Raw genomic sequence first — 13,791 nt, 5'->3', positions numbered from 1 at the left:
GACTGGTAATCACATAGGTCACAGGACCGCTCCTCAACTGATTTCGGTTCGCGACGCGAACTCGTCCGGACGCACCGTCAGTCGACGGTGATCGCGCGTATCACGTTCACCCGTGCCGCCCGGCGGGCCGGCCACGCGGCGGCCAGCAAGCCACCCAGCGAGATCCCGACCAGTGCCAGCAGAATCGTAGGTGGCACCACGAGGTCGAAGACTCCTCGCGACAAGATGAAGTTCTGCATCATCGCGCCGAGTACGACGCCGACCACCACTCCGATCAACCCGCCCAGCGCGGCGATCAGCACGGATTCGACCCGGATGAGCCCGCGGATCTGCCGCCGGGTCATCCCGGTCGCGCGGAGCAGGCCCAGTTCCCGTCCTCGCTCCAGTACCGAGAGCGACAAGGTGTTGATGATGCCCAGGAAGGCGATCAACACGGACAGTCCCAGCAGTCCGGTAACGGCACCGAGGTACACGTCCACCTCGCTGATACGGCTGCGCACGTACTCCGGTGCGCTCATGACGGCGAGATCGGAGCGGGCGGCGAGTGCTTGTCGCAAGGCTTCTTCCACAGCGGCGCCGTCGGTGCCCGGCGCGGTCGCCACCACCATGGGGTTGCCATCGCCCGGCCGAAAATGCACGTCGGCGAGCGCGGGTGGCAACACGACCTGGCCCAGGACGGTCGCTTCGGTGAAGATCCCGGTGATCTCGACCGGAGTGCTCCCACCGCCGGGCGAGGTCAGTGTGACCTGCCGTCCCAGCGACCAGCCCCGCTCTTCGGCGACCGGCTTGGCGACGAACACACCCCGCGTCAGATCCGCGGTGCCGCCTTGCTCGAGTTTCACGTCGACGGTGCGACCGAGCGCGGAGACGTCGGTGCTGCCTGCGCGAGTTTCCTTGCCGTCGAGGAGAACCTGGTCGGTGCGCAACGTGCTGACCGCGGTCACGGACGGCACCGCCTCCACCAGCCGCCGGGTGTCCTCGCCGATCTGACCGCCGGCGACGTTGGTGACGACGGTCCTGCCGACGAAGGCGCCACCGAGATCGCGTTCGCTGATCGTCGAGATGGTCGTGGAGAAGATGGTGATGCCGATGGCGATGGCCACGCCGATCGTCAAGGCCGTCGCTGTCGCGGCCGTCCGCCGGGGACTGCGCAAAGTGTTGCGGACCGCCATCCCGCCGAGCGTCCCGCGTCGCAGTGGCTTGCCGAGCAGGCCGATGACCGGTCCGCTCAGCCAGCGGGCACAGATCACCGCGCTCAGCAACAGCCCGAGCGCCCCGAGCATGCCGGACGCCCGGCTCGCGGTGCCCTCGCCGACCGCGGCGACGATCAGCAGGAGAAGTGAAAGGCCCACCATCGCGAGCCCGGACCGCAGCAGCCACCGAGAGCCTTTCTCCTCCTCGAGCCGTTCACCGCCCAGCGCCGCGACCGGAGGTACCGACGCCGCACGGCGCGCCGGCAGCCAGGCCGCCACCACCGTGGTACCCGTCCCGACCAGGAGCGTCCCCAGTACCGCGGGTAGGCCGATCACCACGCCGCCGTCCAAGGCGGGGTTCAGCTCCGCCGCGTATGTCACCACCGGAAGGGCCAGCAGGCTGCCGATGACCAGGCCGGTCATCGAACCGAGTACTCCCACCACGGCGGCTTCCAGGAGCACCGATCGCCGGACCTGCCGACGGGTCGCGCCGACCGCCCGCAGCAGCGCCAGCTCACGCCCGCGACGAGCCACCAGCATCGAGAAGGTGTTCACGATCAACGTGATCCCGACGACCAGTGCGATCCCGGTGAAGGCCAGCACGGTGGCGGACAGCGCCGAGGTGATCTCCGAAGTCGCCGCGCGCAGTGTGGCGTTGAGTTCGGCCCGGTCGACGGTGGCGAAACCGGCGGGCATGGCCGCCGAGACGGCCATCGTCAGCGAGCTTTCCGGTGTTCCGGGCGTCGCGGTGACCTCCACGCTGGTGAAGCTCCCTGGGCGCAGCAACAACCGCTGCGCCGTCGCGGTGTCGAACGCCACGGTGGGGGAGGAGCCGGCTTCCCGGCCATGGGGCTGGTAGTCGTAGACGCCCACCACCGCGGCTTGGAGCTTCCCGCCGCCGTAGAGCACGGTCGTCGTATCACCGACGGCGATACCGCCATCGGTGGCGACGGACTCCGCGAGAACCACCTCGGTCGGCCCGGCCGGGGCACGGCCGGTGACCAGCGACATCCGGTCCGTCCCGGTCCAGTTGCTCCCGGTCATCCTGACTTCGAAGCCTTGGGACACCAGTACCTTGCCGTCCGCGCCCGCTACCGCGGCGTAACCCTCCACGACCCCGGTCGCGGCGGCGACGCCGGGAAGCCCGGCCAGTGTCGCGCGCTGGCCCTCGTCGAGCAGTACCCGGTTCTGCCCACCTTGGCTGAGCTGCGCCTCGTCTTCGCCCACACCACGGCCCAGTGGCGTGACCAAGGCGTCCAAACCGTCCCTCAACGGTTGCTGCCCCTCGGACAGGCTCGTGCTCACGACCAGTGCGCCCGACACGAAGGTCGCACCCAAGAGCACGGTGATGAAGGTGAGTACCAGGCGGGACCAGTTTCCCCGCAACGTCGCCAATACGGTTCGCCACATGATCAGAACGCCCTGATGGTCCGTGCGGCCGACGACACGGCACCCGCCCCGGCGCCGTGATCGAACTGGAGCATCCGCGCGTGGACACGTTCGGCCGTCGGTGCCTCCAGCCGATCCAGCAACACACCGTCGGCGAGGAAGACGACTAGATCGGCATAGGCGGCGGCAAGCGGATCATGCGTGACCATCACGACCGTCTGCCCGAACTCGTCGACCGCGCTCCGCAGGAATCGCAGGATCTGCCCGCTGCTGCGGGAATCCAGATTTCCGGTGGGCTCGTCGGCGAAGATCACCTTCGGCCGGGTGATCAGTGCGCGCGCGCAGGCGACCCGTTGTTGCTGACCGCCGGAAAGCTGCCCCGGCCGGTGATCGAGCCGTTCGGTGAGTCCGAAGGCTGTGACGAGATCGGCGAAGTGAGCGGGATCCGCTTTCCGTCCCGCGATCGTCAAGGGCAACACGATGTTCTCGCGCGCGGACAGGGTGGGCACCAGGTTGAAGGCCTGGAAGATGAACCCCAGCTCTGTGCGGCGCAGCACCGTGAGCCGATCGTCGTCGAGACCGGTCAGCTCGGTGTCGCCCACGAAGACCTGGCCGCTGGTAGGGGTGTCCAGGCCGGCGAGGCAATGCATCAACGTGGACTTGCCAGAGCCCGAGGGCCCCATGATCGCGGTGAATCTCCCGGCCTGGATGTCCAGGCTCACGTTGTCGAGCGCGGTCACGCTCGCGCTCGCCTGGCCGTAGACCTTCACGAGCGCGCGGGCTCGTGCGGCAGGCGGTTTCGGTTCCCCCATCAGTTCTTTCCTCCTCGATAGTGCTCGGCAGCGTCGTACTCCGGACCGCCGACACGCTGACCTGCTGCTCGTTCCGCGGTCGGGGCCGCCGACCGGCCCGCCCGTATGGCGCGTTCGCGTTCGATGTTCTTCTTCCCCCATCGGGTCTTGCCGCCGGGTTTGAAGACGGACAGGTAGGTCGCCGTCCACAACGCGGCGGAGAAGACGATCATGCAGATCATCAGCGTCAGTCCTGTGGCGCCGGGTTCGGCGGCCGGGTCGAGGGTTCGTTCGGCGAGTTCCTGGACCCACTGGCTTTCCACGATGGCGACCGCCGGAATGCCCAGCGCGATCACGAGCTTGAGCAGCACCCACCAGTGTTTGGCGAGGCCCCATTTACTGCCCAGCGAGACCACCAGACCGGTGATGATGGACAGCATCATCGTCGGAATGACGATGAACAGATCAAAGATGTGCATCAATTCGTAGGCGCCATGGCGCAATTCGGCGTTTTCCGTGGCGTAGCCCACGGTGCTGAGAACCACCATGGAAATCGCGATACCGAGCCAGCTCACCGACAGCCCGACATGCAGCATCACCCAGAGCTTCCGTTTGCCAGGTGACAGCCTCGGGAAAGTCGGCCGCAGCAAGCCGAGGATCACCGCGGAGAACACCATCCCGGCGAGCGGAAGCGGGCCGGGGAAGCTGAACAGGAACTGCACCGGGATGAACAACAGGTGGAACACGATGGAGATCCCGCGCGCTCTCGAGGTTCCGAAGCACAGTGCGCAATAGGCCGTGATCCCGGCGCCGAGGAGATACCCCGCGAATCCCAGGCTCTGGATGAGCGGGAGGATGGCGTTCTCGCCGGGGAAGATCACCACGGCGTTGAGGACCGAGAACACGGCGAACGCCCACTGCGCTCGCGTCTGCCGGGTGGTCAGTCCCGGCCCGCTTGGAGCGATCGCCGGCCGTGCCGGGACATCGGCGCTCGTCCTGTTCGCGGGGTCCATGCTGGTCACCTCTCCTGTTTCTCGTCCCAGGCGTACGTCGTCTCGTGGTCCGTTGGCCTGTGGGTTCGAATCTAGGAGCGGGTCGGCGCCGTCCGCGTCGCACGAAGTGATTTCACCGATGGGCCGGAAGTCGTTTGAATGCCACCGTCGCCTACATCGATCGATTGACCCCTGGCTCGGACGCCGCAGTTTGCACCCTGGGAAGCCATACAGGCAGCAGTGCCACCGCGAGCGCGGTCACCGCTAGATAGCCCGTCAGCGCGATCACCAAATGGTCACCGGGGGCCAGGTCCGGAGTGGCCCTGTCGGGTGCCAACAGCCAGTAAACGGGAACCAGCCACCAGAGAGTCACCCCAGCCAAGACGAACTTCGGCACCGTGGACTTCGTACGCCAGGTGACCACCGAGAGCCACGCCAGCACAGGCACGATCCAAATCGCGTGATGGGGCCACGAGATCGGCGCGACCGCCAGTCCGGTGAACGCCGCCACCAGCACGCCTGCCAGGTCGTGGCCAAGGCCATGAGCCCACCTCGCGGCGAGCAGGCCGAGCAAGACGACCACCAGGCAGACCGGCAACCACCAGCCAGGTGCCGTCGTGGTACCGGCCAACCGCGCGAAAAGGCCGGGCAACGACTGATTCACCACTGCGCTGATATCGGTCACCCTGCCGGTGTCCAGTATCAGGCCCTGTAGCCAGTACGCGCCTGATTCCCGAGGCAGGACGAGAAATCCGACGGCGATCGTACCAGCGAAGGCAGCCGTGGCGCGTAAGGCGCTCATCCGCCGTCCGGTGCACAGCAGATAGCCCACGAAGATCAAAGGGGTGAGTTTCACCCCGGCGGCGATTCCGATCAGCAGACCCCGCCACCTCGCGGGCATCAGCGGCGAGAAGTCGAGTAGTACGAGAAGAACGATGAAGATGTTGACCTGCCCCAGCATGAGATTCATCAGAACCGGCGTGAGCAGCGGCGCGACGACCGTTCCCAGCGCCACCAGCCGGAGCCGTCGATTTCGCGCTTTGACCCCCGCGAGACCGAGCGAAACCCAAAGAAGCACACCGAGACTGAGTAAGCAGGTGTACGTCCAGAGAACCTCTCCCAAGCCTGCAGGCAGCCACGACAAGGGTGTGAACATCACCGCGGCGAAAGGGGGATAGGTGAACGCGACTCCTGTCAAAGCCGCGGTATCGACTTGTAGCTCGTAGAGCGGAACGCCGTCGAATACCGCTCGTGCGACCTCGTGATAAACCTGGAAGTCGGCCATCCAGAGAGGTGCTCCCCGCAACACCGGGACGGCGAGGGCGGTCATCGTCAGCGCGGCCAGCGCGATGACCACGCCCGCCTGCCAAAGCGTGGGATTCCTCGCCGTTCCGGCAGGATCCACTGGCGCTCCCTCGGACATGTCCCCTCCTGATCGATTCTTCGCACCGCCGCCGGGTCAGCGCAGCGTCTTCCTGGGGGATCTCGGAACACTGGGAGCTGACTCCAGAGGGCGACCGATCAGGTGAGAGCGGGCAGTATGCTCCGGCTCCACTTGATCATTCCTCTAGACTTCGAGAATGACCTCGCCGAGCTCCACCCCGCGGTGGTGGGCGTGGAAACCATCGGAACGACGTCACGTGATCATCGATTCGGCGGTGGCACTGGCGTGCGTGATCGGCACCTTCGTCTGGTCGGGGCCACAGCAGTTCGCCCCCGACTTCGGGTTTCCTCTCCTCGGCAGCGACAACCGGCTGATCGCCTCGATCCCGCTCGCCCTGCTGACGGGCGCCGCGGCGATGGTGCGCAGGCGCAAGCCGGTCTTTCTGGTGATCGTGAGCCTGGCGAGCTGGACGATGCTCTCGGCGATCGCCGGTGTGGTCTTCGGCCTGTACGCGTTGGCGGCTTTCGAGACGTCACGACGAATGATGGCCGTCATCACCGCGATCGCACTGGTGGCGGTCGGATTCCCGTTCTGGCGCCTTGGCGGTTTCGATGCGAGTGTTCCGATCAGTACGGCGCTGTGCCTCGCACCCACGCTGCTCGGGTTGTGGAGCTTCACCCATCGGAAGCTGGTCGGCAACCTGCTCGAACGCGCTTCCCGGCTCGAACGCGAACGCGATCTGCTCGCCGAACAGGCTCGTGCCGAGGAGCGCACCCGCATCGCCCGCGACATGCACGATGTGGTCGCGCACCGGGTGAGCCTTATCGTGTTGCACGCCGCGACCGCGGAGGTCTCGGGGGATCGGGAAAGGCTCCAGCTGACCAAGAAGATCCGGTCCATCGGCCGGGACGCGCTCAGCGAACTCCGCCAGGTTCTCGAGGTGTTGCGGGTCGGTGACGCGCCACTGTCGCCCCAGCCCCGTATCGAGGACATCGCCGGGCTCGCCGCCCAGTCCCGGGCAGCGGGGGTCCAGGTCGACGTGGAGACCGTCGGAGAGGTTCGCCCCCTGCCTTCGATCGTCGAACAGGCAAGCTACCGTGTCGCCCAGGAGGCACTGACCAACGTGCACAAGCATGCGAGAAACGCCGATACACGCATCCGCATGATCCACGGTCCGGAGGAGTTCCGGCTGATCATCACCAATCAGAGACCGCCATCGTCGCCTGCTCCGGACTCTCTCCCTGGTGGGGGCTTCGGGATCATCGGCCTGCAAGAACGGATCAGGCTGATCGGCGGCACGCTCAGTTGCGGGGCGACCCTCAACGGCGGGTACGAGGTCGAGGCGGTCATTCCGCTTCCGTCGACGGGAACCGGCTCATGATCCGGGTGATGGTCGTCGACGACGAATGGATGGTGCGCTCCATGCTGCGCACCATCCTGGAGGCGGCGGGCGACATGTCGGTGGTGGCCGAGGCGTCCGACGGGATATCGGCCGTCGAAGAGGCCGAACGGCACCAGCCGGACGTCGCGCTGGTCGACATCCGGATGCCGGAGTCCGACGGTCTCGCCGCGACAGCACGCCTGCAGTCCTTGCCACGGCCGCCGAGGGTCATCGTCCTCACCACGTTCGATCTCGACGAGTACGTGCAGACCGCACTCCGCAACGGCGCCGTCGGCTTTCTGCTCAAGGACTCCGCGGGCGACGACATGATCACCGCGATCCGGGCGGTCGCCGCCGGCGATGCCATGCTCGCACCGAGCATCACTCGCCGACTGCTGCACACCTTCACCGAACGTGAGCCGTCCCGTCAGGCGAAGGCGCTGGAACAGTTGGACGTGCTGACCGACAAGGAACGCGAGGTTCTCGTCGCACTGGCGGAGGGGCTGGCCAACGCCGACGTCGCGAACAGGCTGTATCTCAGCGAGGCGACCGTCAAAACCCACGTCAGCCGCATCCTGAGCAAGCTGAAGCTGACCAACCGGGTGCAGGCCGCGATCCTCGCACACCGTGCGGGTCTGGCCGGCTGAAGACGAGGGTGGTCCACCGAGGTTCCAGCACGATCCCAGGCCGTCCCCTGAGCATCGGTCAGCACGCTGACGCCTCAGGAAAGTCGGCCGATGACTCCCTTGGACCTTCGTACCACCCCTAGGATCCACCATCCGCGACGCTGGGCGGCCTTGGTTCCCGCGTTGCTCGCCTGCTACATGGATCTGCTCGACGCGACCATCGTCACGGTCGCCTTGCCGGCGTTCGAAGAAGACCTCGGAGCGGGCCCGGCCACGCTGCAATGGACCTCCGCCGGTTACACCCTGGCGTTCGCCGTCCTGCTGATCACCGGGGGCCGGGTCGGGGACATCTATGGCCGGAAGCGGACCTTTGTCACTGGGATGGCTGTCTTTCTGCTCACCTCGGTGTTGTGCGGCCTGGCGAGGAACCCGGAAATGCTGGTTGTTTCCCGTGTCCTGCAAGGGGCCGCGGCTGCCATGATGATCCCGCAGGTGCTCAGCTTCATCCAGGTCGAGTTCCCTTCACCGGAACGGCCGCGGGCCTTGGCGATGTACGGGATATCGCTGGCATTGGGCGGGATGACCGGCCCGGTGCTCGGTGGCCTGTTGATCCAGGCCGATATCGCCGGGCTCGGCTGGCGTGCAGTCTTCCTGATCAATCTTCCGGTGGGGGCCGCCGCCCTGCTCGGCGCGCTGCGGCTCATGCCGGAATCGCGATCCGGCACGGCACCGAAACTGGACCTGGTCGGCGTGCTGCTGGTGACGGCGGCACTGGTGGCGGTGATGTACCCGCTGGTACAAGGTCACGAGACCGGGTGGCCACTGTGGACATTTCTTTCGTTCGTCGCGGTGATGCCGATTCTTCTGTTCTTCTCGTGGCATCAGCGATTCCGCGAACGTAGCGGGGGGACACCGCTCATCCCGGCACGGATGTCTCGTCATCGCAGCCTGCGGGCGGGGCTTCCGCTCGCGTTGATCTTCTTCGCGGGTACAGGCCACACCTTCGTGTTTTCGCTTTACCTGCAACAAGGCCTCGGCTATTCGTCCTGGCGTACCGGGCTCACGCTGTTCCCCTCCTCGCTGGGCATCATCGCGGGCTCGATGCTGTCCATCCGGCTGGCCCCGCGACTGGGCAGGCGGGTGGTGTCGATCGCGGCACTGGTCAAGATCGCCGGGGTGGTCGGCGTGATCTACCCGATCCATGTCCTGGGGCCGGCGTTGACCCCGTGGGCGCTCGTGCCTGGCGCGATCGTCCTCGGGACAGGTATGGCCATGGTCAGCGCGACGCTGGTGAACATCGTGCTGAGCAAGGTCCCCGTCCAGGACGCCGGTGCGGCGTCCGGGCTGATGACCACAGCTCTGCAGGTCGGTTCGGCGATCAGCATCGCGGTGCTCGGCACGGTCTTCTTCGGTTCGCTCACCGGCACCGGGGATCACCGGCAGGCGATCGAGGCCTGCCTCTGGGTCTGCGTGGCGTTGTTCTTCGCCAGTTTCGTGATGAGTTTCCTGCTCCCGCCGGGTGGGGTGCCCGCCACCGCGGCCGACGACCGTCCGCCGTCCGCGAAGGACGGCGGAATCCGACGATCGATTCCGAGGTGATGATCATGCGTGACGTTGACCTGAAGACCGTGCGGACGACAGCCTTCGACGGTGCTCCGGTGCTCGGCCCGCCGGCCGTCCAGAATGTGATGGAGCTGGCCTGGGGCATGTGGGCGAGCGGCGTGATCCAGGCCGCGGCGAAGCTGCGGATCGCGGACTTCGTCGGCGACGAGCCGGTGCACGTCGATCGGCTGGCGGACGAGATCGATGCGGATCCGGGCGCCTTGTCGAGGCTGATGCGCGCGCTTTCCGCCTACGGTGTCTATCGCCAGCTCGGGCCCGGGCGCTACGAACACACGGAGGCGTCCAGGGCCATGCGCTCCGACGCGCCGGTGCGAATCGGGGACGTGATGCTGACCGGCTCGTACTGGGGCTGGCAGATGTGGGCGAAGCTCGACGAAAGCGTTCGCACCGGCGAATGCGCGTTCCGGGCCACTTACGGCAAGGACCTCTTCAGCTACTTCGCAGAGGATGACAACGAGGCAGGCGCGGCCACTTTGCGCGGTTACGCCGCGCAGTCCGTCGCCATGCACCCCGCGCTGGTCGGCGCACTGGACCTCTCCGAGACCCACACGGTGGTCGACGTGGGTGGCGGACACGGCTCGTTGTTGCGCGCGCTGTTGGAGGCGAACTCCGCCCTGCGCGGAATCCTTTTCGATCGGGCGCACACCATCGAGAACGCGGATCCGGTGCTGAGTACCGGCGCGCTCGCGGACCGATGCGACCTCGAGGCGGGGGACTGCCTGGTGACGGTGCCGAAGGCCGACGTCTATCTGTTCCGTCAGGTACTGCACATGTGGGAGGACGAGAGGTGTGTGCAGGCGTTGAGCAACGTGGCGAAGGCAGCCGAACCGGGCAGCCGGGTCATCCTGCTGGAGCAGCTGATCTCCGATCCGCCCGCCAACCCCTGGGACGCTCTGATGGACCTGCACATGCTGCTGGTCATGGACGGCAGGGAACGGACCGCACACGAGTACGCCGAGCTGTTCGAACGGGCCGGACTGCGGTACCGGGGAGTCACCGAGACCGGAACGCCGCTTCGCCTGATCGAAGCGATCGTCGGGGAGTGAGCGAATGCGGATCTTGTTCTGCACCTGGGCTTGGCAGTCCCATCTCTTTCCCATGGTCCCGCTCGCCTGGGCCTGCCGCGCGGCCGGGCATCAGGTGCGAGTCGCGAGCCAGCCCGGCTTGATGCCGGTGATCCGCCAAGCGGGTCTGGACGCGGTTTCGGTCGGACGCGACGTCGACGTGCCGGGATTCGTCCGCGACTACGTGCTGCGGCCGGGCGGCCGGCCACAGGGCAGGCCTCGAGCGTTGGACATGCTGGTCGAGCTGGCCGATGCGATGGTGGACGATCTGGTCGGGCAAGCCGAGCGATGGCGGCCGGACGTGATCGTCTACGAGCTGACCACCTGGGCCGGTCCGCTCGCGGCCGCCGCCATCGGCGTGCCCGCGGTGCGCATGCTCTACGGCGTAGATCTTCTGGAGCGGGCGGCCGGCTTCCTGCCGGACGCGATCGGCCCACTCGCCGAACGGCTCGGCCTCCCGGAAGTGGACGTCCACGGCGGGCTGACCGTTGATCCCTGCCCACCGCGGCTACAGGTCTCCACCGGATACCGTCCACAGGAGATCCGTTATGTCCCGTACAACGGTGCCGGCACGGTTCCGTCCTCGATACCGGACAGGGGATCGAGACCGAGGGTCTGTGTGACGTGGGGAACGACGATGGCCAAGCTCGAATCGCGGCGAATGCTCGCGGAGCGGATGGCGAAAGCCGTGGCTGTCCTGGACGCCGAGATCGTCGTCGCGATCGCCGAGGAGCACATGGAGCTCCTCACCGGGCTACCCGACGACGTGCGGGTCCTGACCGGAGTACCACTGGACCTGGTGCTGCCGTCCTGCGATCTGGTGCTGCATCACGGCGGCGCCGGGACGACGCTCACCGCGATGACCCACGGCGTACCCCAGCTGGTGATTCCGCAATTGCCCGACCACGCGCTGCACGGGAGGCAACTGGCCGCTACCGGCGCCGGGCGGGTCATCGCGAAGGAGGACGCCGAGCCGGAGTCGGTCCGTGAGGCGGTCACCGCGCTGCTCGCGGAGTCAGGTCATCGTGAATCGGCTGCGGCGCTCGCCACCGAGTCGCGGCTCCGGCCGCCACCCGCGGACGTGGTACACGTGCTGGAGAAGCTGGCCGCCGAGCGCGAATGACGACGGAGGCCGTGTGACGGCGACACCGCCACACGGCCTCCGTCGTCAATGGCCGCCCGCGACGTTGACCACACTGCCGGTCACGTGGCGGTTCGCGTCGGAACCCAAGAACGCCACCACGTTCGCCACGTCCTCGGGTAGACCGAACCGCAGGTGCGGGATCCGCTCGTTGAGCACACTCTGGATCTCCGCCGGGCTCAGCCCGGCCAAAGTGGCCCGGATCTCCGGGGGCACCTTCGGCAGCAGATTGGCCGTCACGGTCGGCCCGGGCGCCACGGCGTTACTGAGAATGCCGTGACCGACCAGTTCGGTGGCCAACGTCCGGTTCAGCCCATGCAGTGCCGCTTTACTCGCCACGTATGCCTCCTCGCCGCGCATCCCGCGGTTGACGATGCTGGCGGACATCAGCACGATCCGGCCCCAGCCACGGGCCTTCATACCCGGCAGCACCGCCTGGACGGTATGGAAAGCGCCTTCGACCTCTTCGCGCAGCTGCGCTCGCCATTGCTCGGGCGGCACCGTCTCGAAAGGGCCGCGGTGTTCATCCGGCCCTCGAGCCGGCGACGCGTTGACGACCAGGACATCGATACCGCCCCAGGCGGAGGTCACGGCGTCGGTCGCCGATCGGATCGACTCTTCGTCACCGAGGTCGTACGGCAAGGCCAAGGCTTGCCCGCCGCCCTTCTCGACCGTCTCGACAACCGCTGACGCGGCATCCTTGTTGCGGTGATAGGTAAGCGCCACGCGCGCTCCTTCGGCAGCGAAGACCTGCGCCATCGTTCCGCCGAGACCACCACTGCCGCCGGTGATGAGGACCGACCTGCCTGCGAGCCCGAGATCCATTCCTGCTCCCCCCTTACCGTCTGTTGTGGACTTCACCAGGCGAGCGGGAGCTCGTCCGGCCTGCTGAACGCCAGCCCGACGCTCCAGTCGAGTTCGTCTTCCGCGACCGCGAGGCGAAGGTCCGGGAAACGCGCCAGCAGCGAACCGAGTGCGACCTCCAGTTCGATCCTGCCCAGCTGGGCGCCGAGACAATGGTGAATGCCGTGTCCGAAGGCGACATGGGGGTTTCGGGGGCGGGACAGCCGCACCTCGTCGGGTCCGGGGAATACCGAGTCGTCGCGGTTCGCGGCGTTGATCGAGGGCAGGACGGCTTCCCCCGCCCGGATCACCACGTCACCGATCTTCACGTCCTCCGTTGCGATCCGTAGCGCTCCGATGCCGCCGCCTGCCTGGGAAAGGCGTAGCAACTCTTCCACCGCGCCGGGAAGAAGGCCGCGATCGCGGCGCAGATCGTCGAGCCGCGCCGGATTCCGCAACAAGGTCAGCAAGGCATGCACGATGCTCGCGGTCGTCGCGTGGTACCCGGCGCCGAGCAGCGTGTAGCCGAACGCCACCAGTTCTTCCTCGCTGAGCCGATCTCCCTCGTCTTGCGCGGAGATCAGCACCATCAGGAGGTCATCGGTCGGGGTCCGCCGTTTGTCCTTGATCAGCTCCGTCAAGTATGCGGAGAGACTGTCTTTCGCGGCCAGTACTTCGGCCTGCCGCTCGGGTGTGAAGCCGAGCATGATGTCGGTCCACGCCCGGAACTGGTCGACATCGGCCAAGGGGACCCCCAGCATTTCGCAGATCACCGTGATCGGGAGCGGCTGGGCGAGGCAGGTGATCAGGTCGGCAGGCGGCCCCGATTCGGCCATCGTGTCGAGACATCCGCGCGTGAGATCTTCGATCCGAGGGCGCAGCGCTTCGATCCGCCGGGGGCTGAACGCCTTCGAAACCAGTTTGCGCAGCCTGCTGTGCTCCGGCGGATCCATCACGAAGATCGACCGTGAACCGCGAGCGATCGGCAGGATCCGTGGTGCGCCGGGTGCGGTGATCGCCTCCCGGCTGAACCTGGTGTCAGCGAGGACGTCTCGCACGTCTTCGTGGCGGAGCAACAGCCAGGCGAGGTCACCGGTCGGCAGCGTCACCCGGCAGACCGGCCGTTCGACCTGGAGTTTCCGGTACTCGGCCGGTGGAAGTACCGGATCGGCCGCACGGAACGGAAAGGACGGTGCTGGCTCGGCAGGCATGGTGTTCTCCTCATCGGGATCCGCGACAGACGGCGAAGCACCACGGTGCGCGCATGCGTTGTAGTGCCGATGGAAACTCGCTGGGCATGACCGATCGGTCGGGGTTCAACGGCGCACCAGCGCGTTTGGAGCACGGACCGCGAACCTTCGTTC

General features: G+C 67.0%; 11 protein-coding genes. 5 read left to right on the top strand and 6 right to left on the bottom strand.

Features of this window, described 5'->3' with window-relative positions; genetic code table 11:
• Nucleotides 1-77: 77 nt before the first annotated feature.
• From LCL61_RS28960 to LCL61_RS28945, 4 genes are all read right to left on the bottom strand, one after another.
• On the bottom strand, nucleotides 78-2,603 hold the full coding sequence (locus tag LCL61_RS28960; protein WP_340682676.1) for an FtsX-like permease family protein: 2,526 nt from the start codon (nucleotides 2,601-2,603) through the stop codon (nucleotides 78-80).
• 2 nt (nucleotides 2,604-2,605) lie between these two features.
• The gene (locus tag LCL61_RS28955) at nucleotides 2,606-3,394 is read right to left on the bottom strand and encodes an ABC transporter ATP-binding protein (RefSeq protein WP_340682675.1); all 789 of its coding nucleotides are present in this window, start codon (nucleotides 3,392-3,394) and stop codon (nucleotides 2,606-2,608) included.
• The gene (locus tag LCL61_RS28950) at nucleotides 3,394-4,386 is read right to left on the bottom strand and encodes a hypothetical protein (RefSeq protein WP_340682674.1); all 993 of its coding nucleotides are present in this window, start codon (nucleotides 4,384-4,386) and stop codon (nucleotides 3,394-3,396) included. Before LCL61_RS28950 ends, LCL61_RS28955 begins: the two co-directional genes overlap by 1 nt.
• 151 nt (nucleotides 4,387-4,537) lie before the next feature.
• Nucleotides 4,538-5,770, bottom strand: coding sequence for a glycosyltransferase 87 family protein (locus LCL61_RS28945; protein WP_340682673.1), 1,233 nt, complete (start codon nucleotides 5,768-5,770; stop codon nucleotides 4,538-4,540).
• A 175-nt stretch (nucleotides 5,771-5,945) separates the two neighbouring features.
• Here LCL61_RS28945 and LCL61_RS28940 point away from each other — a divergent pair, with 175 nt between their 5' ends.
• The 5 genes from LCL61_RS28940 (at nucleotide 5,946) to LCL61_RS28920 (ending at nucleotide 11,566) form a co-directional block, all read left to right on the top strand.
• Nucleotides 5,946-7,130 carry a sensor histidine kinase gene (locus LCL61_RS28940; RefSeq protein WP_340682672.1) on the top strand — a complete coding sequence of 395 codons (1,185 nt, stop codon included), beginning with the start codon at nucleotides 5,946-5,948 and terminating at the stop codon, nucleotides 7,128-7,130.
• Entirely contained in the window at nucleotides 7,127-7,777 is a 651-nt protein-coding gene (locus tag LCL61_RS28935; protein ID WP_340682671.1) for a response regulator transcription factor, read from the top strand. Before LCL61_RS28940 ends, LCL61_RS28935 begins: the two co-directional genes overlap by 4 nt.
• A 90-nt stretch (nucleotides 7,778-7,867) precedes the next feature.
• On the top strand, nucleotides 7,868-9,355 hold the full coding sequence (locus LCL61_RS28930) for an MFS transporter (RefSeq protein WP_340682670.1): 1,488 nt from the start codon (nucleotides 7,868-7,870) through the stop codon (nucleotides 9,353-9,355).
• Between the two features lie 5 nt (nucleotides 9,356-9,360).
• Nucleotides 9,361-10,425 carry a methyltransferase gene (locus LCL61_RS28925; protein ID WP_340682669.1) on the top strand — a complete coding sequence of 355 codons (1,065 nt, stop codon included), beginning with the start codon at nucleotides 9,361-9,363 and terminating at the stop codon, nucleotides 10,423-10,425.
• Between the two features lie 4 nt (nucleotides 10,426-10,429).
• Nucleotides 10,430-11,566, top strand: a complete 1,137-nt coding sequence (locus tag LCL61_RS28920) for a nucleotide disphospho-sugar-binding domain-containing protein (RefSeq protein WP_340682668.1) — start codon at nucleotides 10,430-10,432, stop codon at nucleotides 11,564-11,566.
• 45 nt (nucleotides 11,567-11,611) lie between these two features.
• Here the strand turns inward: LCL61_RS28920 and LCL61_RS28915 are convergent, their stop codons facing one another.
• Together LCL61_RS28915 and LCL61_RS28910 are read right to left on the bottom strand one after the other, a co-directional pair.
• Nucleotides 11,612-12,343, bottom strand: coding sequence for an SDR family NAD(P)-dependent oxidoreductase (locus tag LCL61_RS28915; RefSeq protein WP_340682667.1), 732 nt, complete (start codon nucleotides 12,341-12,343; stop codon nucleotides 11,612-11,614).
• A 98-nt stretch (nucleotides 12,344-12,441) separates the two neighbouring features.
• The gene (locus tag LCL61_RS28910) at nucleotides 12,442-13,638 is read right to left on the bottom strand and encodes a cytochrome P450 (protein ID WP_340682666.1); all 1,197 of its coding nucleotides are present in this window, start codon (nucleotides 13,636-13,638) and stop codon (nucleotides 12,442-12,444) included.
• Nucleotides 13,639-13,791: the final 153 nt, after the last annotated feature.

The sequence above is a fragment of the Amycolatopsis coloradensis genome (assembly GCF_037997115.1).
Taxonomy (GTDB): Bacteria; Actinomycetota; Actinomycetes; order Mycobacteriales; family Pseudonocardiaceae; genus Amycolatopsis; species Amycolatopsis coloradensis_A.
This window is presented reverse-complemented; position numbering and strand designations above follow the sequence as displayed.

Excerpts from the sequence above, each read along its gene's own strand:
- LCL61_RS28960 (WP_340682676.1), bottom strand. The coding sequence starts at position 2,603 with ATGTGGCGAACCGTATTGGCGACGTTGCGGGGAAACTGGTCCCGCCTG.
- LCL61_RS28955 (WP_340682675.1), bottom strand. The coding sequence starts at position 3,394 with ATGGGGGAACCGAAACCGCCTGCCGCACGAGCCCGCGCGCTCGTGAAG.
- LCL61_RS28950 (WP_340682674.1), bottom strand. The coding sequence starts at position 4,386 with ATGGACCCCGCGAACAGGACGAGCGCCGATGTCCCGGCACGGCCGGCG.
- LCL61_RS28940 (WP_340682672.1), top strand. The coding sequence starts at position 5,946 with ATGACCTCGCCGAGCTCCACCCCGCGGTGGTGGGCGTGGAAACCATCG.
- LCL61_RS28935 (WP_340682671.1), top strand. The coding sequence starts at position 7,127 with ATGATCCGGGTGATGGTCGTCGACGACGAATGGATGGTGCGCTCCATG.
- LCL61_RS28930 (WP_340682670.1), top strand. The coding sequence starts at position 7,868 with ATGACTCCCTTGGACCTTCGTACCACCCCTAGGATCCACCATCCGCGA.
- LCL61_RS28925 (WP_340682669.1), top strand. The coding sequence starts at position 9,361 with ATGCGTGACGTTGACCTGAAGACCGTGCGGACGACAGCCTTCGACGGT.
- LCL61_RS28920 (WP_340682668.1), top strand. The coding sequence starts at position 10,430 with ATGCGGATCTTGTTCTGCACCTGGGCTTGGCAGTCCCATCTCTTTCCC.
- LCL61_RS28915 (WP_340682667.1), bottom strand. The coding sequence starts at position 12,343 with ATGGCGCAGGTCTTCGCTGCCGAAGGAGCGCGCGTGGCGCTTACCTAT.
- LCL61_RS28910 (WP_340682666.1), bottom strand. The coding sequence starts at position 13,638 with ATGCCTGCCGAGCCAGCACCGTCCTTTCCGTTCCGTGCGGCCGATCCG.